The sequence below is a fragment of the Cryobacterium sp. TMT2-42-4 genome (assembly GCF_004402645.1).
Taxonomy (GTDB): domain Bacteria; phylum Actinomycetota; class Actinomycetes; order Actinomycetales; family Microbacteriaceae; genus Cryobacterium; species Cryobacterium sandaracinum.
In genome coordinates this window covers 76,247-97,100 of record NZ_SOFT01000041.1, presented here as the reverse complement: position 1 = coordinate 97,100, position 20,854 = coordinate 76,247, and the positions used below count along the sequence as shown (strand labels likewise).

Annotated in this window: 22 protein-coding genes; 12 read left to right on the top strand and 10 right to left on the bottom strand. The window is 67.0% G+C overall.

Features of this window, described 5'->3' with window-relative positions:
* Positions 1–55: 55 nt before the first annotated feature.
* Positions 56–1,129 (bottom strand): redox-regulated ATPase YchF, encoded by a 1,074-nt coding sequence (gene ychF, locus E3O18_RS13770; RefSeq protein ID WP_134393789.1) that lies wholly within the window; start codon positions 1,127–1,129, stop codon positions 56–58.
* Between the two features lie 83 nt (positions 1,130–1,212).
* Between ychF and E3O18_RS13765 the strand changes: the two genes are divergently transcribed.
* Together E3O18_RS13765 and rmuC are read left to right on the top strand one after the other, a co-directional pair.
* A complete protein-coding gene (locus E3O18_RS13765) occupies positions 1,213–1,830 on the top strand; it encodes an exonuclease domain-containing protein (RefSeq protein WP_134418346.1) in 618 nt (205 codons plus the stop codon).
* Between the two features lie 55 nt (positions 1,831–1,885).
* On the top strand, positions 1,886–3,283 hold the full coding sequence (rmuC, locus tag E3O18_RS13760) for a DNA recombination protein RmuC (protein ID WP_134418345.1): 1,398 nt from the start codon (positions 1,886–1,888) through the stop codon (positions 3,281–3,283).
* 64 nt (positions 3,284–3,347) lie between these two features.
* Here the strand turns inward: rmuC and glpX are convergent, their stop codons facing one another.
* The gene (gene glpX, locus E3O18_RS13755) at positions 3,348–4,304 is read right to left on the bottom strand and encodes a class II fructose-bisphosphatase (protein ID WP_233191397.1); all 957 of its coding nucleotides are present in this window, start codon (positions 4,302–4,304) and stop codon (positions 3,348–3,350) included.
* A gap of 220 nt (positions 4,305–4,524) precedes the next feature.
* Between glpX and fbaA the strand changes: the two genes are divergently transcribed.
* Complete coding sequence (gene fbaA, locus E3O18_RS13750; protein ID WP_134418344.1) at positions 4,525–5,550, top strand: class II fructose-bisphosphate aldolase; 1,026 nt, start codon at positions 4,525–4,527, stop codon at positions 5,548–5,550.
* Between the two features lie 12 nt (positions 5,551–5,562).
* Entirely contained in the window at positions 5,563–6,132 is a 570-nt protein-coding gene (locus E3O18_RS13745; protein ID WP_134418343.1) for a DUF6264 family protein, read from the top strand.
* 102 nt (positions 6,133–6,234) lie between these two features.
* Here the strand turns inward: E3O18_RS13745 and E3O18_RS13740 are convergent, their stop codons facing one another.
* Positions 6,235–7,269, bottom strand: coding sequence for a 4-hydroxy-3-methylbut-2-enyl diphosphate reductase (locus E3O18_RS13740; protein WP_134393858.1), 1,035 nt, complete (start codon positions 7,267–7,269; stop codon positions 6,235–6,237).
* An 89-nt stretch (positions 7,270–7,358) separates the two neighbouring features.
* Here E3O18_RS13740 and xseA point away from each other — a divergent pair, with 89 nt between their 5' ends.
* The 5 genes from xseA to E3O18_RS13715 all read left to right on the top strand — a co-directional run bounded on the left by xseA (position 7,359) and on the right by E3O18_RS13715 (position 11,643).
* Entirely contained in the window at positions 7,359–8,612 is a 1,254-nt protein-coding gene (xseA, locus tag E3O18_RS13735; protein WP_134418342.1) for an exodeoxyribonuclease VII large subunit, read from the top strand.
* Entirely contained in the window at positions 8,609–8,842 is a 234-nt protein-coding gene (locus E3O18_RS13730) for an exodeoxyribonuclease VII small subunit (protein ID WP_347232351.1), read from the top strand. Before xseA ends, E3O18_RS13730 begins: the two co-directional genes overlap by 4 nt.
* Entirely contained in the window at positions 8,839–9,498 is a 660-nt protein-coding gene (locus E3O18_RS13725) for a DUF4245 domain-containing protein (RefSeq protein WP_134397761.1), read from the top strand. Before E3O18_RS13730 ends, E3O18_RS13725 begins: the two co-directional genes overlap by 4 nt.
* Complete coding sequence (locus E3O18_RS13720) at positions 9,498–10,139, top strand: carbonic anhydrase (protein ID WP_134397760.1); 642 nt, start codon at positions 9,498–9,500, stop codon at positions 10,137–10,139. Before E3O18_RS13725 ends, E3O18_RS13720 begins: the two co-directional genes overlap by 1 nt.
* An 88-nt stretch (positions 10,140–10,227) precedes the next feature.
* A complete protein-coding gene (locus tag E3O18_RS13715; RefSeq protein ID WP_134393798.1) occupies positions 10,228–11,643 on the top strand; it encodes a class II fumarate hydratase in 1,416 nt (471 codons plus the stop codon).
* Between the two features lie 130 nt (positions 11,644–11,773).
* Here the strand turns inward: E3O18_RS13715 and E3O18_RS13710 are convergent, their stop codons facing one another.
* The 3 genes from E3O18_RS13710 to E3O18_RS13700 all read right to left on the bottom strand — a co-directional run bounded on the left by E3O18_RS13710 (position 11,774) and on the right by E3O18_RS13700 (position 15,224).
* The gene (locus E3O18_RS13710; protein WP_241976484.1) at positions 11,774–13,108 is read right to left on the bottom strand and encodes a PhoH family protein; all 1,335 of its coding nucleotides are present in this window, start codon (positions 13,106–13,108) and stop codon (positions 11,774–11,776) included.
* A gap of 199 nt (positions 13,109–13,307) precedes the next feature.
* A complete protein-coding gene (locus E3O18_RS13705) occupies positions 13,308–14,429 on the bottom strand; it encodes an aminotransferase class V-fold PLP-dependent enzyme (protein WP_134393799.1) in 1,122 nt (373 codons plus the stop codon).
* Between the two features lie 9 nt (positions 14,430–14,438).
* Positions 14,439–15,224 carry an isoprenyl transferase gene (locus E3O18_RS13700; RefSeq protein ID WP_134393800.1) on the bottom strand — a complete coding sequence of 262 codons (786 nt, stop codon included), beginning with the start codon at positions 15,222–15,224 and terminating at the stop codon, positions 14,439–14,441.
* 70 nt (positions 15,225–15,294) lie between these two features.
* Between E3O18_RS13700 and E3O18_RS13695 the strand changes: the two genes are divergently transcribed.
* Entirely contained in the window at positions 15,295–15,996 is a 702-nt protein-coding gene (locus E3O18_RS13695) for a hemolysin III family protein (RefSeq protein WP_134418340.1), read from the top strand.
* 4 nt (positions 15,997–16,000) lie between these two features.
* Here E3O18_RS13695 and E3O18_RS13690 read toward each other — a convergent pair whose 3' ends face one another.
* Both E3O18_RS13690 and mca read right to left on the bottom strand, forming a co-directional pair.
* Entirely contained in the window at positions 16,001–16,261 is a 261-nt protein-coding gene (locus E3O18_RS13690) for a hypothetical protein (RefSeq protein ID WP_134393802.1), read from the bottom strand.
* Positions 16,258–17,121, bottom strand: a complete 864-nt coding sequence (gene mca, locus E3O18_RS13685) for a mycothiol conjugate amidase Mca (protein ID WP_174722033.1) — start codon at positions 17,119–17,121, stop codon at positions 16,258–16,260. Before mca ends, E3O18_RS13690 begins: the two co-directional genes overlap by 4 nt.
* A gap of 70 nt (positions 17,122–17,191) precedes the next feature.
* Between mca and E3O18_RS13680 the strand changes: the two genes are divergently transcribed.
* Positions 17,192–17,593, top strand: coding sequence for a DUF4307 domain-containing protein (locus E3O18_RS13680; protein ID WP_134393803.1), 402 nt, complete (start codon positions 17,192–17,194; stop codon positions 17,591–17,593).
* Positions 17,594–17,700: 107 nt separating this feature from the next.
* Positions 17,701–18,192: a transcription elongation factor GreA gene (gene greA, locus E3O18_RS13675; protein WP_134418339.1), complete on the top strand. Its 492-nt coding sequence runs from the start codon at positions 17,701–17,703 to the stop codon at positions 18,190–18,192.
* Positions 18,193–18,305: 113 nt separating this feature from the next.
* Here the strand turns inward: greA and ilvA are convergent, their stop codons facing one another.
* Both ilvA and E3O18_RS13665 read right to left on the bottom strand, forming a co-directional pair.
* Positions 18,306–19,541: a threonine ammonia-lyase gene (gene ilvA, locus E3O18_RS13670; protein WP_134393805.1), complete on the bottom strand. Its 1,236-nt coding sequence runs from the start codon at positions 19,539–19,541 to the stop codon at positions 18,306–18,308.
* A complete protein-coding gene (locus tag E3O18_RS13665) occupies positions 19,534–20,802 on the bottom strand; it encodes an AI-2E family transporter (protein WP_134393861.1) in 1,269 nt (422 codons plus the stop codon). The genes ilvA and E3O18_RS13665 overlap by 8 nt, the downstream gene beginning before the upstream one ends.
* Between the last annotated feature and the right edge of the window lie 52 nt (positions 20,803–20,854).

Genomic DNA, 20,854 nt, shown 5'->3' with positions numbered 1-20,854 from the left:
GCGCGGTGACCGGCACGGGCGCCCATCACCGCTTCAAGCCCTGGATCCACTTGAACTAGACGTTGAAACGGAACTCCACCACGTCGCCGTCCTGCATGATGTATTCCTTGCCCTCGATGCGGGCCTTGCCCTTGGAGCGGGCCTCCGCCACGGAACCGGCCTCCATCAGATCGTCGAAGGAGAAGATCTCCGCCTTGATGAAGCCCTTTTGAAAGTCGGTGTGAATGACGCCGGCGGCCTGCGGAGCGGTCCAGCCCTTGTGGATGGTCCAGGCGCGTGTTTCCTTGGGCCCGGCCGTGAGGTAGGTCTGCAGGCCGAGGGTGTCGAAGCCGATGCGGGCGAGCTGGTCGAGCCCGCTCTCGGCCTGGCCGGTGGACGCCAGCATCTCGGCAGCGTCCTCGGCGTCGAGTTCACTGAGCTCGGATTCGAGCTTCGCGTCGAGGAACACGGCGTTGGCCGGGGCCACCAGCGCGGCCAGAACAGCGAGCTTCCCGGCATCCTGCAGCACCGCCTCGTCGACGTTGAACACGTAGATGAACGGCTTGGCCGTCAGCAGGCCCAGCTCCCGGATGGGCTCGATGTCGAGCGTGGCCGATGACAGCGGCGCTCCGGCGTCGAGGATGGCCTGCGCCTTAAGCGCGGTCTCCAGCACGATGGCGGGAAGCTTGCGCCCCTTGACCTCTTTCTCGAAGCGGGAGACCGCCTTCTCGAGGGTCTGCAGGTCGGCGAGGATGAGTTCGGTGTTGATCGTCTCCATGTCGCCGGCCGGGTCGACGGCGCCATCGACGTGCACCACGTCGGGGTCGGCGAAACCGCGGATGACCTGAGCGATGGCGTCTGCCTCCCGAATGTTGGCGAGGAACTTGTTGCCGAGCCCCTCCCCCTCGCTGGCGCCGCGCACGATGCCGGCGATGTCGACGAACGACACCGGGGCAGGCAGCAGACGCTCGCTACCGAAGACCGCCGCCAGCTTGGCCAGGCGGTGGTCGGGCAGGTTGACGATGCCGACGTTGGGCTCGATGGTGGCGAACGGGTAGTTCGCCGCGAGCACGTTGTTCTTGGTCAACGCGTTGAAGAGGGTGGACTTGCCAACATTGGGCAGTCCGACGATTGCAATAGTAAGAGCCACGAGAGTCAATCGTACCGTCTGCGACCCGGGGCCGGTCGGCACAGAGGCGACGCGCTGTCGGCGGCCCGTGACAGGATGAAGCGGTGCCAGTCAACTTCACCGCCATCGACTTCGAGACCGCCAACTCCTCCAGCGCTTCGGCGTGCTCGGTCGGGCTGGTGAAGGTCCGTGACGGCAAGGTCGTCGACAGTGTCGCCTGGTTCATCAAGCCGGCCGTCGGGCACGACGTCTTCCTGGCCTGGAACATCAAAATCCACGGCATCCGGCCGACGGATGTCGCCGGTGCGGCCACCTGGGCGCAGCAGCTTCCCGATCTGGTCGCCTTCGCCGGCGACGACCACCTCGTGGCGCACAACGCCGGGTTCGACCTGGGGGTCATCAAGACGTCCTCCACTGTCGCCGGGCTGGTCGTGCCCGACTTCAACTACGTCTGCAGCCTCCAGGTGGCCCGCCGCACCTACCACCTCGAGTCCTACCGGCTTCCGGTGGCCGCGATGGCCGCGGGCTTCGAGGGTTTCGCCCACCACGACGCCCTGGCCGACGCGGAGGCTTGCGCGGCCATCATGATCCACGCCGCCGACCGGCACGGGGCCGGCACTCTCGAGGAGCTGGCGCAGATCACCGGCGTGAAGATCGGCGCCATCGGGCCGGTCGCCACGAAGGAGAAGTCCGCCACGCACGGCCCGATGGCGCTGAACTAGGCATCCTTGAGGCACCGCTTCGGGCAATGTCGGTGGCCACTGGCAGAGTAGAACCATGGATTCCTGGTTCAGTCTTCTTCTCGGCCTTGTCGTCGGCGCCCTGCTCGGCACCCTGCTCACGGTGGTCCTCACGGCGCGTTCCGCCGAGCGCCGCAACGGAGGCTCGTCCGGCACCGATCCTCTCGTCGTCGAGGCCAGGCACCAGGTGGCCCTGGCCGAGGTGCATGCCCGGGAGGCCGGCATGCAATCCATCCTGCGCGAAGAGCTGGCCTCAGTTCAGGCCACCGCCGACGCCCTGCGCGGGCAGGTCGTCGACGCGGGGCGGCAATACCGCGAACTGAGCGACCGCCAGCGCGACGACCAGGACGCGCGCACCGAGCAGCAGAAGCAGGAAAGCAAGGTGCTCCAGGCACTCGCCCCGGTCAAGGAGAGCCTGCAGGACATGCAGCAGAAGGTCGCCGAGCTCGAGGCCCAGCGCAGCCTGCAACACGGCGAGCTCAGCCAGCAGCTGCGGTCGGCGACCGAGTCGGAGGAGCGCCTACGGAGCACTGCCGAGTCGCTCGCGTCGGCCCTGCGCGCCAACAACACGCGCGGGGTCTGGGGCGAAACCCAGCTGCGCAGCGTGGTCGAGGCCGCCGGCCTGATCGAGCGGGTCGACTTCGACGTGCAGTCGAGCATCACCTCCGACGCCGGCGCCGGCCGCCCCGACATGGTCGTGCACCTGCCCGGCGGCAAGAACATCGCCGTCGACGCGAAGGTGCCGTTCACGGCGTTCCTCGAAGCCAGCCAGATCCCAGTCACCGCTACCGGCGCCCTGGGAGCCCAGCGGGCCGTCTACATGAAGGCGCACGTCAAGGCCGTGCGCGACCACATCACCGCTCTCGGCAGCAAGGCCTACTGGCAGGGCTTGGAGGCCTCCCCGGAGATCGTGATCGCCTTCATCCCGAGCGAGTCCCTGGTCTCCTCGGCGTTGGAGGCCGACCCCTCGATCATGGAATTCGCGTTCTCGAAACGGGTGGCCCTCGCCTCCCCGGTGACCCTGTGGTCGGTGCTCAAGACGGTGGCCTTCACCTGGCAGCAGGACGTACTCACGCATGACGCAAAAGTCTTGTTCGACCTCAGTCGGGAGTTATACGGCCGTCTGGCCACCACGGCCACGCACATCGAAAAACTGGGCCGGTCGATCGAGCGCACGGTGAAGGACTACAACGGCTTCGTCGGCTCGATGGAACGCCAGGTACTGCCCACCGCACGCAAGCTCAACGCCCTCGATGAGTCAAAGGTGCTGGCGCCGCTGGCGGGCATCGAGGACACCCCGCGCGAACTGGCCGCCTGGGAGTTCGTGTCGGAACTGGAGGCCGCGGTACTCGAAAGCGCGGTACTCGAAAGCGCCGCACTCGATGCCGCCGCACTCGATGCCGCCGCACTCGATGCCGCCGCACTGACTGACTGACTGACTCCGAGAATCGCCGTCCGAACGGCGATTTTCGGCCGTGCGGGCAGCTAAAGCCGAGCGCCTAGAGCCACTTCGAGGCGAGGTGCTCGGCGATCACCCGACGCGTGGTGCCGGACTTCGACCGCAGCACGATGCTCTCGGTGCGGATGATCGGGCCCTGGCGGCGCACGCCATCGACGAGTCCGCCATCCGTCACGCCCGTGGCGACGAAGAAGGTGTTGTCGCCGCTGACCATGTCGTCCAGCTCCAGCAGCTTGTCGACGTCGAGACCGGCCGCGACGGCGCCCGCACGCTCGGCGTCGTCCTTCGGTGCCAGGCGTCCCTGCATGTAACCGCCGATGGCCTTGAGCGCGCAGGCCGTGGTGATGCCTTCGGGGCTGCCACCCGTACCGACGCACATGTCGATGCGCGTTTCCCAGCGGGCCGCGTTGATGCCGCCGGCGACGTCGCCGTCGCTCATCAGCCGCGTGCCCGCTCCGGCGCTGCGGATGGCGTCGATAAGTTCGGCGTGGCGGGGACGGTCGAGCACGGCGAGGACCATTTCGCCGACCGGCTTGCCCGTCGCTTTCGACAGCTCACGGATGTTGTCGCCGATCGGGGCGTCGAGGCTGACGACTCCGCGCCCGGCGGCGCCCGTGACGATCTTGTCCATGTAGAACACGGATGACGCGTCGAGCATGGTGCCCCGGGAGGAGACCGCGATCACGGAGAGGGCATTCTGGCGTCCGGCGGCGGTGAGGCTGGTGCCGTCGATCGGGTCGACCGCGATGTCGCAGGCGGGTCCGGTTCCGTTGCCGACGCGCTCACCGTTGAAGAGCATCGGGGCTTCGTCTTTCTCACCCTCGCCGATGACGATGAGTCCGTCGAAGTTCACGGTGCCGAGGAAGACGCGCATGGCGTCGACGGCTGCCTTGTCTGCGGCATTCTTGTCGCCGCGGCCGATGAACGGGACCGCACGAATCGCTGCGGCCTCGGTGGCCCGCACCAATTCCATCGCAAGGTTGCGGTCGGGGTGCATGAAATTGGGGGCGACTTCGGGGCTGTTCACAGATGGTCCTTCCCGGACGAAGAGTGCGGCAGTGGCAAGACCCATCATTGGGCCGGCACCGGTGTCGGTGCTGCCTCGTTCAGCCTAGCGCCCGCTCTTCGTCGCGGGGGGTGTGCGCTCGCTGGCACGGCCGGAGACCCACCTCGGTAGGATGAGAAGACCGAAACGGTTCAATCGAGGAGACTCAACAATGCCCATCGCAACCCCAGACCAGTATGCCGAGATGCTCAACAAGGCCAAGACGAAGGGGTTCGCCTACCCGGCGTTCAACGTTTCGTCTTCTCAAAGCATTAATGCCGTCCTTCAGGGCCTGACCGAAGCCGGCTCTGACGGCATCATCCAGGTCACCACCGGTGGCGCAGATTACTTCGCCGGCCACACGGTCAAGAACCGCGCCTCCGGTGCGCTCGCGATGGCGCGCTTCGTACAGTCCGTCGCCGACAATTACCCCATTACCGTTGCACTCCACACGGACCACTGCCCCAAGGGTGCGCTGGAGGACTTCGTCCTCCCGCTCATCGCCGCTTCCGAAGACGAGGTGAAGGCCGGCCGCAACCCGATCTTCCAGTCGCACATGTGGGACGGCTCCGCCATCCCGCTGGCAGAGAACCTGGACATCGCCAAGGACATCCTGAAGCGCACCCAGGCGATCAACGCCATCCTCGAGGTCGAGATCGGCGCCGTCGGCGGCGAAGAAGACGGCGTTGAGGGCGACATCAACGAGAATCTGTACACGACTCTCGACGACGCGCTCTCGATGATCGATTCCCTCGGCATGGGCGAGAACGGCCGCTACATGGCTGCCCTCACCTTCGGCAACGTGCACGGCGTATACAAGCCCGGCAACGTCAAGCTGCGCCCGGAGCTCCTCAAGGAGATCCAGGACGGCGTCGCCGCCAAGCTGGGTACCGGCCCGAAGCCGCTCGACCTGGTCTTCCACGGTGGGTCAGGCTCGACCGACGCCGAGATCGCCGAGGCCGTCGCGAACGGTGTCGTCAAAATGAACATCGACACCGACACCCAGTACGCGTTCACCCGCGCGGTCGCCGGCTACATGCTGAGCAACTATGACAGCGTGCTCAAGATTGACGGCGAAGTCGGCAACAAGAAGGTCTACGACCCGCGCGCCTGGGGCAAGGTTGCCGAGACGGCCATGGCCGCTCGCGTCGCTGACGCCACCCGCCAGCTCGGCTCCGCCGGCCACTCGAACAGCTAGCACCGGATGACGATGGCCGAGAATTCTTCGTCGACTCCTTCGGGAACCCCTCCGGAGGATTCCCGGCCCCGTCCCCAGTACGGTGAGCTTGCGCCCGAGGGTTGGAGCTGGACTCCTACCCCGGATGAGCGCACGCTCGCCACACCGCCGGCTGCGGGGCCGGCCGCGGCCCCCGAGCGGGCTGTGCGCCCGGCCGGAACCGCGCCGGCCTGGGACCGGCCGGTGACTCTGAGCCTGCTCGTCCTCGGGCTCCTGTCCACGTTCTTCGCGGTCAGCATGCTCACGATGATCACCGAGTCCATTCAACTGCTCCATACCCAGCTGGATCTCGCCGCGTATGAGCCGGATCCCTCCGCGGCCGGGCTGGTCACGGCCGGGATCATCGGTGTGTCCCTCGTCTGGCTGGCCACAGCGGCAGGCGTGATCCTGTTGCTGGTCCGAGGCAAGCGCGCGTTCTTTGTGCCGCTGATCGGTGCGGTTCTGTCCGCGTTCGTGTTCATCGCCTTCACCACCGCGGTTTTGGCCACCGACCCGACGCTGCTCAACGACCCGAACCTGATGGACGTCTACGGCACGTTGTAGGCGACGCCGTGCTGCCGTATCCGGCGTACACGAAGGCCCCCGTCGGTCAGATCCTGGATCTGATCGACGGGGGCCTTCGTGGTGAACGCGGCCGGCCGGCTCCTAGCTGCTGACCCGTCCGCCGAGACCGCGGGCATCCGCGTTGCCGGACAGATCCTTTCGCAGTTCCTTCGGCAGTGAGAACAGCAGGTCCTCCTCGGCCGTCTTGATCTCTTCGATGTCGCCGTAGCCGGCCTCGGCCAGATCGGCGAGCACCTCGTGCACCAGTTCGTCGGGCACGGATGCCCCGCTGGTCACGCCCACGGTGACAACCCCGTCGAGCCACTCCTGCTGGATCTCGCTGGCGAAGTCCACGCGGTAGGCAGCCCGGGCACCGTGCTCCAGGGCCACCTCGACCAGTCGCACCGAGTTGGACGAGTTCGCCGATCCGACCACAATGACAAGGTCCGAATCACGGGCCACCTTCTTGATCGCCACCTGGCGGTTTTGGGTGGCGTAGCAGATGTCGTCGCTGGGGGGATCCTGCAGATTTGGAAAACGGGCACGCAGGCGACGCACGGTTTCCATGGTCTCGTCCACGCTCAGCGTGGTCTGAGACAGCCAGACCACCTTGTCGGGGTCGCGCACCTCGATGGTGTCGGCGTCGTCAGGGCTCCCGACGAGCGTGGTGTGCTCGGGTGCCTCCCCCGCGGTTCCCTCGACCTCTTCGTGGCCTTCGTGACCGATCAGCAGGATCTGGAAGTCGTCCCGGGCGAAGCGCACGGCCTCACGGTGCACCTTCGTGACCAGTGGGCAGGTGGCGTCGATTGCCAGCAGGCCTCGGTCCGTGGCCGCGGTGACGACGGCCGGGGACACGCCGTGGGCGCTGAAAACGATGTGGGAGCCGGTGGGCACCTCGTCGACTTCCTCGACGAAGATCGCCCCCTTCTTCTCCAGCTCGGAGACCACGTGGATGTTGTGCACGATCTGCTTGCGCACATACACGGGGGAGCCGTACAGTTCGAGGGCCTTCTCGACGGCGATGACGGCACGGTCCACGCCGGCGCAGTAACCGCGCGGGGCGGCCAGCAGCACCCGTTTGTGCCCGAGCACCGGGGTATCCTTGAGCCTGTTGCGTGCGCGGGGAAGCCGTGGCATGCCAAGGCCGATCACAGGCGAATCCGTACTGATAGTCACCTCCTCATCTTATGGGGGGCCGACTGTGCAGTCCGTGGGAGGAACGATTGATGACGGACACACCACCCACCCTCGAGACCCCCTGGCCGGTCGGGCTGCTGGCCAACAAGATCCGCGGCTACATCGAGCGCCTCGGCACGGCCTGGGTCGAGGGTGAGATCACCCAGTGGGGCGCCAGCGGCGGCAACGTCTACGGCAAGCTCAAGGACCTCACCGAAGACGCCACGGTCAGCTTCACGATCTGGTCATCGGTGCGCGCGAAGCTGACCAGCGACTTCAAGCAGGGCGACCGGGTCATCGCCCTCGTCAAACCCAACTACTGGGTCAAGGGCGGCACTCTCACCATGCAGATGCTCGAGATGCGCCACGTGGGCCTCGGCGACATGCTGGAACGGCTCGAACGGCTGCGCAATCGGCTGGCCGGCGAGGGTCTTTTCGATGCGTCCCGCAAGAAGCCGCTGCCCTTCCTCCCCCATTGCATCGGCCTGGTCACCGGCAAAGACTCCGACGCTGAGAAAGACGTCATCCGCAACGCCCAGCTGCGCTGGCCGGCCGTCACTTTCAACCTGGCCTACGCCGCCGTGCAGGGTGACCGCATGGTGTCCGAGGTGACCGCGGCCATCCAGCGGCTGGACGACGACCCGGAGGTCGACGTGATCATAGTCGCCCGCGGCGGCGGCGACTTCCAGAACCTGCTCGGCTTCAGCGACGAGACGCTGATCCGGGCTGCGGCGGCCTGCACGACCCCGCTGGTCAGCGCGATCGGCCACGAGGCAGACCGGCCGCTGCTCGACGACGTGGCCGACCTGCGCGCGTCGACGCCGACGGATGCCGCCAAACGCGTCGTGCCGGACGTCTCCGACGAACTCAACCGGGTACAGCAAGCCCGGGCCCGCCTCAGCAACCGGCTGACCGGCATCCTCGCGCACGAGGTCGACCGGATCGGCCAGCTTCGCTCACGCCCGGTGCTGAGCACCCCCGAGTGGATCATCGATTCCCGGTCCGAGGACCTCACCCGCTACGTCGCCCGTGGCGCCGAGCTGGTCGACCGGGCGGTCGAGCGGGCCGGAGCGGTGATCGTCGACCTGCGTTCCCAGTTGCGCGCCCTCTCCCCCCAGGGCACCCTCGACCGCGGCTACTCGATCGTGCAGTTGCAGGGCGGCCAGGTGGTGCGCTCGCCCGGGCAGGCACCGTCGCAGACGAAACTCCTGATCACGCTCGCCGAGGGCGCTCTGGCGGCCACCGCGAACGCGGCAACCTCGGACCCGACACCGTCGAATGTGAAATTAGAATGGACACCATGACCTCGGCACCAGACGAAATCAATGCACTGAGCTACGAGCAGGCCCGGGATGAGCTCGTGCGCGTGGTGAACGCCCTCGAGCAGGGTGCCTCGTCGCTGGAGGAATCGCTCGCACTGTGGGAACGAGGTGAGGCTCTCGCCCGCCGCTGCGAAGAGTGGCTGATCGGCGCGAAAGCCAGACTGGATGCCGCCCGGGCAGGCCAGGTCGACTCCGCCGCGACAGCCGGATGAGCCCCGCCAAGCGCGCGCCCCGAATCGTCGCAGAGCTGGGGCGCCCGGAGACGCCGGATGAAACCCGCACCCGACTGGCCGAGAACTCCCGCAAGTACCGCTCCCACAAGACCGTGAACAATCTGATCCTGTCCCTGCTGGCCACACTGGGCACAGTCCTGGTGCTCGTGCTGCTGGTGCCGCGTAGCGACGCCCCGCAAAACCGCGACGTCGATTTCCAATCCGTTGCCGCGCAGGTGCAACCCGGCCTCAGCGATCCCCTGCTGGTTCCGGAGTTGCCGAGTGGGTGGACGGCCAACGCGGCGCAGTGGCGCCTGGGCGGAAGCGACAAGATCCCGTCCTGGTACATCGGCCTGATCACGGCCAAGACCGAGTTCATCGGCCTCACCCAGGCGCTCGGCGCCAACCCGAGCTGGCTCGCCGACGAGCTGCAGGATGCTCCGGTCGCCGGCACCGTCATGATCGCCGGCGTCACCTGGGACGTCTACCGCAACACCGCACCGGAAGATGACCGCGGCAATTTCGAATCCGCTCTGGTGACCAGGGCCGGCGACAGTACCTACCTCCTCGTCGGTACCGCCGACGACGAGGAACTCGCCGTTCTGGCCGCAGTGCTGGCCGAACAGATCAGTTCCAACAGCACCGAGGGACAGTAATGGGCGAGGCAGCAACACCGGCAGACGTCTGGACCGACCTGCAGCGCGGAAACGACCGCTTCGTGAGCGGCGAGCCGCGGCATCCGCGCCAGGATGTGGACCGCCGAGCCGAGCTCGCCTTCGTACAGACCCCCGACGCGGCCCTGTTCGGCTGCAGCGACTCGCGGCTGGCCGCCGAGATCATCTTCGACAAGGGCCTCGGCGACCTGTTCGTCGTGCGCAATGCCGGTCAGGTCATCTCCGATTCGGTGCTCGGCTCGCTCGAATACGCGGTCGCCGTGCTGCGTGTGCCGCTCATCCTGGTGCTCGGCCACGACGGCTGCGGGGCCGTGCGCGCCGCCATCGATTCCCAGGCCGCCGACGCGCAACCACTGCCCGCGCACATCAGCCGGATCATCGAGAAGATCGTGCCGGCCGTCCGCCGGGTGGCGGGGTCCAAGGATGCGACGCCGATCGATCCCGAGCTGGTCGACGCCCTCGCCGTCGGCCGCGAACACCTTCGCGACACGGTGTCCGAACTGCTCGAGCGCTCGGAGATGATCAGCGCGGCCGTGGCAGAAGGTACATTGGCTATCGTCGGGGCGAACTACCGGCTGCTCGCAGGCCGTGCCGTGCCCGACATCGTTGTCGGCGTGGTTTAGCCGAGCAGCCCGCCCGCGGCGAGCCGCCCAGGCCGTCGCCGCGCGTTCCCATACCGAAAAGATTCCCAACCGAAAGGTAATACACACCGTGGTGGACAAGACCGCTGAAGCCGAGTACCGGATCGAACACGACACCATGGGCGAGGTCCGGGTTCCGGTCGCCGCCCTCTACGGGGCGCAGACGCAGCGGGCCGTCGAGAATTTCCCGATCTCCGGCTCGGTGCTGGAGCCCGCCCAGATCGCCGCCCTGGCGCGTATCAAAAAGTCCGCCGCCCTGGCGAACGCGAAACTAGGGGTACTCGACGTCGACATCGCCAACGCGATCGCCGCCGCCGCCGACGAGGTCTCCACCGGTCGCTACGACTCCGAGTTCCCGATCGACGTCTACCAGACCGGCAGCGGCACCTCCTCGAACATGAACATGAACGAGGTCCTCGCGACCCTGGCGACCCGCAGCCTCGGGCGCCCGGTGCACCCGAACGACCACGTGAATGCGTCTCAGTCCTCCAACGACGTGTTCCCGACATCCGTGCACCTCGCCGTGACGAGCGCGCTCATCGACGAGCTCGTCCCCGCACTCGACCACCTGGCCGTGGCCTTCGAGGCCAAGGCCGAGCTGTGGGCCGGCGCGGTCAAGGCCGGCCGCACCCACCTGATGGATGCCACCCCGGTCACCCTCGGCCAGGAGTTCGGCGGATATGCGCGACAGATGCGCCTGGGCATCGAGCGCGTGCGCACCGCGCTTCCCCGCGTCGCGGAGGTCCCCCTCGGCGGCACTGCGGTCGGCACCGGCATCAACACGCCCGCCGGATTCCCGCAACTTGTGATCGAGCTACTCGTCGAGGAGACCGAGCTGCCGGTCACCGAGGCACGCGACCACTTCGAGGCGCAGGCCAACCGGGACGGCCTGGTGGACGCATCCGGCGCCCTTCGCACCATCGCGGTGAGCCTCACCAAGATCTGCAACGACCTGCGCTGGATGGGCTCGGGCCCCAACACGGGCTTCGGCGAGCTGAACATCCCCGACCTGCAGCCGGGCTCCTCGATCATGCCGGGCAAGGTGAACCCGGTGATCCCCGAGGCCGTGCTGATGGTCTGCTCCCGCGTGATCGGCAACGACGCCACCATCGCCTGGTCGGGCGCGTCGGGCTCGTTCGAGCTCAACGTCGCGATCCCGGTGATGGGCACCGCCCTGCTCGAGTCGATCCGCCTGCTCTCGAACGCGGCCCGCGTGCTCGCCGACAAGACCGTCGACGGCCTTACGGCGAACGTCGAGCGCGCGCGCGCGCTGGCCGAATCCTCCCCTGCGATCGTCACTCCTCTGAACCGGGTCATCGGCTACGAGGCCGCGGCCAAGGTGGCCAAGTACTCGGTGGCCGAAGGGGTGACCGTGCGCGAGTCCGTCATCGCGCTCGGTTTCGTTGAGCGCGGCGAGGTCACCCTCGAATTGCTCGACACCGCCCTCGACGTGCTGAGCATGACCCGCCCGCCTCAGGCGAGGTAGCCCCGCGCTTTCTCACTTGCGCAGCTCGTTGTCCGTTCAGCGCTCACCCATTCGACGGAGATTTTGCTCCCAGAAGCCTGTTTTCGTGCTGAAAGCGGCTTCTGGGGCAAAATCTCCGTCGGAAGAACAGCTAGCGCACCTCGTTGCCTTCGAGCATCTCGGTCACGAGGGCGGCGATCGCGCTCCGCTCCGAGCGGGTGAGCGTCATGTGGGCGAAGAGCGGATGTCCCTTGAGCGTCTCGATCACCGACGCCACCCCGTCGAAGCGGCCGACCCGCAGGTTGTCCCGCTGCGCCACATCGTGGGTGAGGACCACCCGCGAGTTCTGCCCGATCCGGCTGAGCACCGTGAGTAGCACGTTGCGTTCGAGCGACTGAGCCTCATCGACGATCACGAAGGCGTCGTGCAGGGACCGGCCGCGGATGTGCGTCAGCGGCAGGACTTCGAGGATGCCGCGCTCGATGACCTCCTCCAGCACGTTCTCGGAGACGATGGCCCCGAGTGTGTCGAAGACCGCCTGGGCCCACGGGCTCATCTTCTCGGCGGCGTCACCGGGCAGGTACCCCAGCTCCTGGCCGCCGACCGCGTAAAGCGGCCGGAAGACCATGATCTTGCGGTGCTGCTGGCGTTCCAGCACGGCCTCGAGCCCGGCGCAGAGGGCGAGCGCCGACTTCCCCGTTCCGGCCCGACCTCCCAGTGACAGGATGCCGATCTCCGGGTCGAGCAGCAGGTCGATGGCGAGCCGCTGTTCCGCCGAGCGTCCTTTCAGCCCGAAGACGTCCCGGTCACCGCGCACGAGCTTCATCGCACCGTTGCCGGTCACCCGGCCCAGCGCCGAACCGCGGTCGGAGTGGATGACCAGGCCCGTGTTCACGGGCATGTCCTGCACGAGACGGGTGTGCACGACCTCCTTGTCGTAAAGCTCGTCGATCAGGTTCGAGCCCAGGGTGATCTCGTCGATGCCGGTCCAGCCGGAGTCCACGGCAAGTTCGTGACGGTACTCCTCTGCGGTGAGGCCGAGCGAGGCCGCCTTGACCCGCAGGGGCAGGTCCTTGGACACGACGGTCACGTTCAAACCGTCGTGGGCGAGATTCAGGGCCACGGCGAGGATGCGGGAGTCGTTGTCACCGAGTTGCAGTCCGGACGGCAGTACCGACATGTTCGAGTGGTTGAGCTCCACGCGGAGGCTGCCGCCGTCACCGACCGGGATCGGGAAGTCCAACCGTTCGTGCTTCACCCGCAGTTCGTCGAGGAGCCGCAGTGACTGGCGGGCGAAGTAGCCGATCTCCGGGTCGTTGCGCTTGGCCTCGAGCTCCGCAATCACCACGACGGGGAGCACGACGGCGTGCTCCGCGAAACGGAAAATCGCTTTGGGATCGGAGAGCAGAACCGAGGTGTCAAGAACGTACGTGCATTCGGTCTGCCCCGTCGCCGACGCGCCCTGCTTAGAACCCTTGTTATCGATCTGATTAGCGGTCACAACCACTCCCACCCCGTGCCCCGTGAGGCACAGATTGTGTTGGCGAGCGGCCACAGGGTTCTCGAGCCGTACTTATGTGGCCGACTCGATCAGGCGCCATACCTGATAGGCATGACGCTACTTACCCGCACGCTCCAGGGGAAGAGCGACACGCCCATTCGAAACAACGTTCACCGAGCCGTCGTCAGTAGGTCACGGCGGTCGCATAAGAGGTGAACGCCCCGCGCAGCATGTCAACCGTGTCCGGGCTGAGCGCCGCATGGGTGCTCAGCCGCACGGTGCCGTCGCGGGTCGTCGCCGTCACCCCGTGGTTGTGCAGCGCGATGCTCAGCAGCGTGAGCTGGCTCGCCGGCGGCTCGAGCACCAGGATACCGGCCCGCTCCCGGTCGTCCCGGGAGGAAACCACGGGCACGGCGAACTCGTCCGCCAGATCGATCAGAAGCGACACGTTCACCGCGATCGCGTTTTCTATGGCACGGATACCGACCTCGGCCACCTCCTCGAGGGCGGCCGCGAACCGGGCCTGGGCGATGGCGTCTCCATTGCTCACCCGGAATGCGTTTGCGCTGCGGCTCGGCGGCAACACTGCGTCCCACGGCTCGGGGACGTCGGTGCCGGCGAAACCGGAGAACACGGGGACCAGGCGTTCCACCGCACGGTCGCTGAGAGCCAGGAACCCGGTGCCCCAGCCGGCCCTGGACCATTTCTGCCCGCCCGACGCGACGACGTCTGCCACCTCGTAGGGGACATCCACTGCGCCGAAACCCTGGATGGCGTCGACGATGAGCAAACGGTCGCCGATCACTTGACGGATGCCCTCGAGATCCACGCGATGGCCGGTGCGAGAATCGACGAGGCAGACCGCCACTGCGGCAGTGGCCGGGGTGAGCTGCTCCCGGATCTGCCCAGGGGTGACGCGGCCGTGGTCGGTCTCCAGCCAGAGTGGGGTGACCACCCGCAGCGCCTCCGCGGCGCGCACGGCCGCGAACGGGACCGTGGGAAAATCGCCCGACGACAGCAGCACCGCCCCCGTCAGGCCGAACATGGCCTGCATGACACCGGTGGTGGTGTTGGGCTCGGAAACGACCTGGTCGGCGCGGAATCCGGTCGCCCGGGCCACGGCGGTGCGCAGCCGCTCGTCCTGGGCCTGGAAGTGGTCCAGGCTGCCGAACCGGGCCCGCGAGAGCGCCTCGGTCTGGCCGAGGGTTTCGGCGACCACCCCCGCCGACAGCGGGCCGATCCGGGCATAGTCGAGGTAACCGGGTTCCGCGATGAACCCGTCAAGGAACCGTTCGAGATCCGTCATGAGGTGCCCCTACCCTCCGAAGCGGCGCTGGCGTCGGGCAAAATCGCGCAGGGCGCGCAAAAAGTCGACCTGGCGGAGGTCAGGCCCGAGTGCCTCGACGAAGTAAAACTCGCTGTGTGCGCTCTGCCAGAGCATGAAATCGCTGATGCGCTGCTCCCCCGACGTGCGGATGACCAGGTCCGGATCGGGCTGGCCGCCCGTGTACAGGTGCGCCCCGATCAGATCCGGGGTCAGCGTCTCCGCAAGGTCTTCGAGCACGCCGCCGCTGGCAAGGTGCGCTCCCACGATGCTCCGCATGGCGTCGGTGATCTCGGTGCGCCCGCCGTAGCCGACGGCAAGGTTGATGTGCAGCCCCTTCTTGCGGGCCGTGCGCGCTTCCGCGGCGTTCAGTGCGGCCACCAGCGGCTCGGGCAGTCCGGTCTTCGAGCCGACCTGCTGCACCCGCCAGTCGCGGTACCGGGACAGCTCCTCCGCGAGCTTGGCGATGATCTTCGTCAGCTCCGCGAGTTCTTCGCTGGGCCGGTTGGTGAGGTTGTCGGACGACAACAGGTAAAGCGTGACGACGGAGATGCCCAGGTCGTCACACCACTTGAGGAACTCCCGCATCTTGGCGGCGCCGGCCCGATGCCCGTGGGCGGCGGAGTCGAACCCGAGCTGTTTGGCCCAGCGCCGGTTGCCGTCGATGATCATGGCGACGTGGTTCGGAAGCACATCCGGAGTCAGCCCGCGACGAAGTCGACGCTGATAGACCCCGTAGAGAATGCCGCGCGCCCAAGGAACTTCCCGTTTCTGCACACAGTTACGCTAGCCCACTCGGGAGGGTCGCGTACCGCGCGCGGCATGCACACTGACGTATTCTTGCAGCATGGCCTCAGCGGATGACATCCCCAACCTGCCGTTGTTCGAGGACGACCTGCCCCTGCAAATGGACGTCAAGCCCACCTGGCGGGGATGGATCCACGCCGGCACGTTCCCGGTCACGATCGTGGCCGGCATCGTGCTGCTTTTGTCGGCCGAGGGCGGCGCGGCCCGGTGGAGTTCGCTCGTGTTCGTGCTCAGCTCGATGCTGCTGTTCGGCAATTCGGCGCTGTACCACCGGTTCGACTGGAGTCCGCGCACGAAAGTCATCCTCAAACGGATCGACCACGCCAACATCTTCCTCCTGATCGCGGGCTCCTACACGCCCATCGCCGTGCTGGCCCTGCCGCCCGCCAAGTCCACGCTGCTTCTGTCGCTCGTTTGGGGCGGCGCCATCCTCGGAATCGCCTTCCGGGTGTTCTGGATCCACGCCCCGCGTTGGCTCTACGTTCCGCTGTACCTGGCACTCGGCTGGGGAGCGCTGATGTTCATCGTGGACTTCTTCCAGGCCAACGCAGCGATGATGACACTGATCATGATCGGCGGGCTCTGCTACTCGGTCGGCGCCGTCATCTACGGCATGAAGCGGCCGAACCCGCTGCCGGGCGTATTCGGCTTCCACGAGATCTTCCATACCCTGACCGTGGTGGCCTTCCTCTGCCACTGGGCGGCGATCATGATCATCGCGACGAACCCGATCCACCCGTAGTTCGCTAGTCTTCGTCAGCGATTCCGGCCTCTGCGGCCTTCTGTGCGGCCATCTCCGCCTGCAGACGTTCCTGAATCTCGGCGCGGTAGGTGTTGCGGCGCACTCGGCGGGCCATGTCCATCGCCAGCAGCACCGCTCCCACGGCGACCAGAGCAATCGCCACAAAGCCCTCCGGGCCCGGCGTCACCGTGTTCGGGTCAAACTCCGGCGATGGGGTCGCGGCCAGGACGATGCTCACGAGCGGAGCCAGGATCAGGGCGCTCACGAGTCGTCCCGGATTCCGGTGAAGAGGTCGGATTCAGGTATCACGGTGTCCACTTTCGATTCGACGAGCTGGAAGTCTTCATAGGGCCACGCCTCGCGGATGAGGTCGTTCGGCCAGAAGAAGAAACTGCTGGTGGGGGCAACCTGACTCGCGTGGGCGCGAAGCGCCGCGTCCCGCACCTCGAGGAAGTCCCCGACGGGCACATGGGTCGTGGCCAGCTTCGGGTAGTCTTTCATCCACTCCCTGGCCGCCCCGAGCGGCTCCAGCAGGGGCGAGTCCGGCTCCGTGACGCTCAGTTCCAGGAACATGGCGTCGACGCGTTCGAGGTTGAAAATCCGATCGTAATAGAGCTTGTCGACCTGCCAGGGCTCACCGGCATCCGGGTACCGGGTCGCGTCGGCGGCGGCACGGTAGGCCTCCATCGACACGTCGTGGCAGCGGATGTGATCGGGATGCGGGTAGCCGCCCTTCTCGTCGTAGGTCACCAGGACCTGCGGTCGAAATTCGCGGATCAGCCGGACGACCGGTTCGGCGGAGATCGCCACCGGGATGTCCGCGAACGAGTTCGGGGGCACCGAACCGTCTTCGTTCATGCCGGAGTCCTCGTAGCCGAGCCAGCGGTGCTGCACGCCGAGGGCCCGCTGGGCCTCGGCCATTTCCAGACGGCGCAGTCCCGGCAGGTCGCGCTCGGCCAGCGGATGGCCGAGCAGGGCCTCATTCAGGATGCTCCCCCGCTCGCCGCCCGTGCAGCTCAGGATCATCACTTCTGCGCCGAGACTCCGGTAGTGGGCATAGGTCGCAGCGCCCTTGCTCGACTCGTCGTCGGGATGGGCGTGCACCGCCAAGAGTCGCAGCGTCATGAAACTCCTCAGAAATGCCAGATATCCTTGGTACTAAGACTAATCGTTGATCCGTGAGTGTGGAGTCTGAGTGGCCCTGAGCAGCAACCTCGACACCCGGTACGGGCGCGCCCCGAACCGGGGCACGAGAGACCGTCGCGTTCTGTTCGTCTCAGCCGGCTCCCTCGCGGCAATCCTCCTGGGCTTCGTGGTCTGGGTGGGACTGGGGGCGTCGGAGCCTTTGATCGAGACCCGGGACATCCGTCACAGCATCATCGACGAGAACACTGTGAGCGTCACGTTCGAGGCGTCCATCCCGGTCGGCCGCACCGCCAGCTGCGCCGTTCAGGCGCTCAACGAGAGTTTCACGGTGGTTGGCTGGAAAGTCGTCGACCTGCCCGCGAGCACCGTGTATTCGCGGTCGACGACGACGGATGTGCGCACCACCGAGCAGAGCAACACCGGATTGATTTACCGCTGCTGGCTGACCTAGACTGATGGCTTCGCCCTGACGTGATCGTCGGGGCGTCCGTTGTATATCTGCGGGTTCACCCGCACGGGCATCGAACGAGCACGAACAAGCATGAGGAGATTCCACCCATGACTACCGAAATCACGGTCACCTGGCTGACGCAGGAGGCCCACGACCGCCTCGCCGCGGAGCTGGACACGCTCAGCACCGTCGGGCGCGTCGAGATCGCGAAGAAGATCGAATCGGCTCGCGAGGAGGGCGACCTCAAGGAGAACTCGGGCTACCACGCGGCCAAGGATGAGCAGGGGAAGATGGAGGCCCGCATCCGCACCCTCGTCCTGCTGCTGCGCAACGCCGAGGTCGGCCATGCGCCGGAAAGCCGGGGCGTCGTCGAGCCGGGAACCGTGATCACGGCCACGATCGCCGGCGATGAGACCCGCTTCCTGATCGGCAGCCGCGAGATCGCCGGGGACAGCGACCTCGACGTCTTCAGCGAGCAGAGCCCGCTCGGCACCGCGATCATCGGCCTGGCCGTCGGAGCGACAACGTCGTACGTGACGCCCACCGGCAAGGAAATCGCCGTCGAGATCTTCCTCGTGGAGACCTGGACCGGCAACTAACAGCACCGATTCCCCGCTCGCGCCCCGCTTGGCTCCCGCCGTCGAATTCGTTGGCGGCACGGCACCGTCACGAGCGTCGCACCCACGACGCTCGATTCGTCGACGCTCGCCCGCTAGTCGATCTGCGGGTCGTATCCGGCCGCACGCAACACATCCACGACGAGCTGGCGGTGATCGGGCCCGCGAGTCTCGACGCTGACGTTGAGTTCGACCTCGCTGATCTGAAGCCCCACACCGTGCCGCGTGTGCAGAACCTCGATCACGTTGGCGTGCGCCTCGGCGAGCAGCTCCGAGATGCGGGCCAGCTGCCCGGGACGGTCGGGCAGCATGATGCGCAACGTGAGATAGCGGCCGGATGCCGAGAGACCATGGCTGATCACGCGCTGCATCAGCAGCGGGTCGATATTTCCCCCGCTGAGGATCGCGACCGTTGGGCCGGTCGCGGTGACCTTGCCCGCGAGGATCGCCGCCACGGCGACCGCGCCGGCCGGCTCGACCACGAGCTTGGCGCGCTCGAGCAGCACCAGGAGGGCACGAGCCGTGTCGTCCTCGGTGACGGTGACGACCTCATCGACGGCATCGCGCACGATCTCAAAATTGAGCATGCCCGGTTTGGCCACCGCGATGCCGTCGGCGATGGTCGGCATGATCTGGATCTCCAGCACCCGGCCGGCCTCGAGGGACGGGGGGTAGGCGGCCGCGTTGGCGGCCTGCACCCCGATCACCCGGATCTGGCGGCCGTCCCGGCGCGCGCGCTGCTTGAGCACGCTGGCGACACCGGAGATGAGGCCGCCGCCACCGATCGGAACGATCACGGTGGCGAGGTCGGGAACCTGATCGAGGATCTCCAGACCCACGGTGCCCTGGCCGGTGACGACATCCGCGTGGTCGAACGGGGGGATCAGGATGGCGCCGGTCTCGGCGGCCCACTCCGCGGCCGCGAGCAGCGGCTCGGCCACCGTATTGCCGCGCAGGATGACGTGCGCGCCGTAGTCGCGGGTTGCCTGCAGCTTGGGCAGGGCGACGCCCACGGGCATGAAGATCGTGGCCTGGATGCCGAGCTCCCGCGCCGCGAAGGCGACGCCCTGGGCGTGGTTGCCGGCCGAGGCGGCCACGACACCGCGGGTCTTCTCTTCGTTGGTGAGCTTGGACATCCGGTTGTACGCACCGCGGATCTTGTAGGACCCGGTGCGCTGCAGGTTCTCGCACTTGAGGAGGACCGGCGCGCCGAGGAGCTTCGAGAGGTAGCGGGACGTTTCCATCGGGGTGACGGCGGCGACCCGACCGACGACATCCCGGGCGGACTCGAAATCAGCCAGGGTCGGTCCGACGAGCGAGACATTAGTCATGGGAGGCACTTTTCTCGAGGCGGTATGCCGGTCGGCGGAAACCGGGGCGTTGCGGGACGGTCTGCCACAACGTGGAGGCGAAGACGGGTGCCGAGGCGACCTGCTCGGATCGCCACGCCCCGCTGTTGATGTAACTGATCATGACGTTGAGCACGGCAGCGATCGGCACGGCGAAGAGGGCGCCGGCGATGCCCGCGAGCAGGGCGCCGGCCGCCACCACGAGCACGACACCCAGTGGATGCACCTTGACCGCCGTACCCATGATCAGGGGCTGTAGCACGTGACCCTCGACCTGCTGCACCAGCAGCACAACGCCGAGCATCAGCAAGGCCACCACCCAGTCGTTGAAGATCAGGGCGATCACGACCGCCACGGCGCCCGTGGCCACGGCGCCGACGATGGGGATGAACGAGCCGAGAAAAACGAGCACGCCGATCGGGATGGCGAGCGGAACCCCCAGCAGTGCGGCCCCGACCCCGATGCCGATCGCGTCGATGGACGCCACCAGGATCTGCACCCTGGCGAAGTTCCCCAGCGTGGTCCAGCCGGCCACCCCCGCGCCGTCGATGGCCGCGCGCGCGCCCTGGGGAAACAGGCGCACGATCCAGGACCAGATGCCCTTGCCATCGATCAGGATGAACAGCAGGCTGAACAGCGCCAGAAGGAAACCCGTCACCAGGTGGCCGAGCGAGGACCCCACGGAGAGCGCCCCGGAAACGAAAACCTGGCTGTCCGCCTGAATGGCGTCCCAGGCCTGGCCGAGGAACGCGTTGAGCTCCGGTTCGGTCAGCTGCAGCGGCGACGCCAGGAGAACGGCCTTGAGGCTGTCGTAGGAGGCGGCGAGCCTGTCGTTCAGGCCGACCGTGCCGATGGCGATCTGCGTCACGGCCAACGTGACCAGTCCGCCGAGGATCGCGAAGGTATTGATCAGAGCGATCACGACCGCGAGAGCCTTGGGAAATCGATGTCGCACCAGGAATCCGACGAAGGGCACGAGCAGTGCCGACACCAGCACGGCCACGAGCAACGGGATGACGATCAACCGGAGCTGGATGACGATGAAGATGAAGACAGCAAGTGCGCCGGCGAGCGCGAGCAGGCGCCAGGACCAGGCGGCGGCGAGTCGAATGCCGGCCGGCAGGTTCTCGTCGACCCCGTAGCCGTGCGAGGGCGGGAGCTCGACCAGGAGCGGGGGTACGGTGCGGCGGCGGCCGAACACGCCGAAGAAGCCGCTGCGGGCGGGTTTTCCGTCGGTTTCCATCACGGACTCAGTCTAGGCAATCACACGTGCCGTCTCCGGTATGGGCCAAAGG